Origin of the sequence: Reyranella sp. (assembly GCF_050185545.1) — a bacterium.
GTDB lineage: Bacteria > Pseudomonadota > Alphaproteobacteria > Reyranellales > Reyranellaceae > Reyranella.
Map to the genome: position 1 here is coordinate 1 of NZ_JBFWZI010000239.1, position 2259 is coordinate 2259.

Consider the following 2259-nt stretch of genomic DNA (forward strand, 5'->3'; position numbering starts at 1 on the left):
GACGGCAAGAAGCTCAGGTTCGTCTACCAGACCTCGATCAACCAGCCGCGCCAGAAGACCCAGGCGATCGTCAAGCAGGCCTGCCAGAAGGCCGGCATCGACATCGAGGTCAAGGCGGTGACGGCGTCGGTCTACTTCTCGTCGGACGTGGCCAATCCCGACACCTACACCAAGTTCTACCCCGACCTGCAGATGTACAATAACGGCCCGCAGCAGCCGGACCCGGCGGTGTTCCTGCGCCAGTTCCTGTCGTGGGAGGTGGCGACCAAGGCGAACAAATGGCAGGGCCGCAACGTCACGCGCTGGGTAAACAAGGAATACGACGACATCTACAAGGCCGCCCAGGTCGAGCTCGACCCGGTCAAGCGCGCGGCCTTGCTGATCAAGTTGAGCGAGATGGTCGTGAACGACCATGTCGTGATCCCCGTGGTCGCCCGTCCGGTCGTCAGCGCCGTCAGCAACAGGCTCACCGCGGAGCTGAGCGGCTGGGATACCAACACCTGGGATCTGGCGAGCTGGTATCGCGAAGCCTGAGACCCTTCCGGCCGGAGGGCTGCCGTCAGACAGTTGACGGCAGCTGTCGGGCCTGTTCCCATCGCAGCTTGCACGCATCTTGCAGGATAGCCGGAGCGTGACGAGAGATGAGAGTCGAATTCAGGGCGGCTACTTCAACTCGGATTGGGAGCATTCGATGAACGAACATGATCTGCGCGGTCTGATCGACCGGGTGAAGGCGGGCACCCTTTCCCGCCGCGGCTTCATTGGCAGGATGGCGGCAGTCGGGCTGACGGCGCCGCTGGCCAACCAGCTGCTCGCGCTGTCGGGCGTGGCGATGGCCCAGACCAGGCCGGTCTACAAGCCGACCAAGCGTGGCGGCGGCGGCCTTCTGAAGGTGCTGTGGTGGCAGGGGCCGACCCTGCTCAACCCGCATTTCGCGACCGGCACCAAGGACCAGGACGGCTCGCGCCTGTTCTACGAGCCGCTCGCCGGCTGGGACGCAGAAGGAAATCTGCGGCCGATCCTGGCGGAGACCGTCCCCGGCCGCGAGGACGGCACCTTGGCGGCCGACGGCAAGTCGGTGACCTGGAAGCTGAAGAAGGGCGTCAAGTGGCATGATGGAAAGCCCTTCACGGCCGACGATGTCGTCTTCACCTGGGAGTATTCCCGCAATCCGGCGACCGCGACGCTGACCAGCGGCTCCTACAAGAACGTCACGGTCGAGAAGATCGATCAGTACACAGTGGTCGTGAAGTTTCCGTCGCCGACGCCGTTCTGGGCCGACACCTTCGTCTCCGCGGCCGGCTGCATCATTCCAAAGCATCTGTTCGCCGACTACACCGGCGAGAAGTCGCGCGAGGCGCCGAACAACCTCAAGCCGGTCGGGACCGGCCCCTACAAGTTCAAGGACTTCAAGCCGGGCGACCTGGTGACCGGTGTCATCAACATGGACTATCACCAGGACAACAAGCCCTACTTCGACGCCATCGAGATGAAGGGCGGCGGCGATGCCGTATCGGCGGCGCGGGCGGTGCTGCAGACCGGCGAGTTCGACTACGGCTGGAACATGCAGGTCGAGGACGAGATCCTGCAGCGCCTCGAGAAGGGCGGCAAGGGCCGGGTCATCATGACCAAGGGCGGCGGCATCGAGCATATCCAGCTCAACACCCGCGATCCGTGGACCGAGGTCGACGGCGAACGCTCCAGCCTCAAGACAACGCATCCGACCCTGTCGGACCCGGCGGTGCGCCAGGCGCTGGCCCTGCTGGTCGACAAGGATTCGGTCGAGAAGCACATCTATGGACGCACCGGCGTCGCCACGCCGAACTTCTTCAACAATCCGGAGCGCTTCCGATCGAAGAACACCAGGTACGAGTTCAATATCGACAAGGCGATCGACGTCCTGGAGAAGGCGGGCTGGAAGAAGGGCGCCGACGGCATCCGCGAGAAGGACGGCAAGAAGCTGAAATTCGTCTACCAGACCTCGATCAACCAGCCGCGGCAGAAGAACCAGGCCATCGTAAAGCAGGCCTGCCAGAAGGCCGGCATCGAGATCGAGGTCAAGGCGGTGACGGCCTCGGTGTTCTTCTCGTCGGACGTGGCCAATCCCGACACCTATCCACACTTCTACGCCGACCTGCAGATGTACAACAACGGGCCGGCCCAGCCCGACCCCGAAGTGTTCATGCGCCAGTTCTGCTCGTGGGAGGCGGCCAGCAAGGCCAACAAGTGGCAGGGCCGCAACATCACGCGCTGGCAGAA

Annotated in this window: 1 protein-coding gene and 1 pseudogene; both read left to right on the top strand. The window is 63.7% G+C overall.

Going from position 1 to position 2259, the window contains the following annotated elements; genetic code table 11:
• Positions 1–534: pseudogene (locus tag AB7O82_RS34340) on the top strand (peptide ABC transporter substrate-binding protein); the annotation flags it as partial.
• A 157-nt stretch (positions 535–691) separates the two neighbouring features.
• Positions 692–2259 (top strand): peptide ABC transporter substrate-binding protein (locus AB7O82_RS34345; RefSeq protein ID WP_428621446.1); only part of this gene is annotated, 1568 nt, incomplete at its 3' end.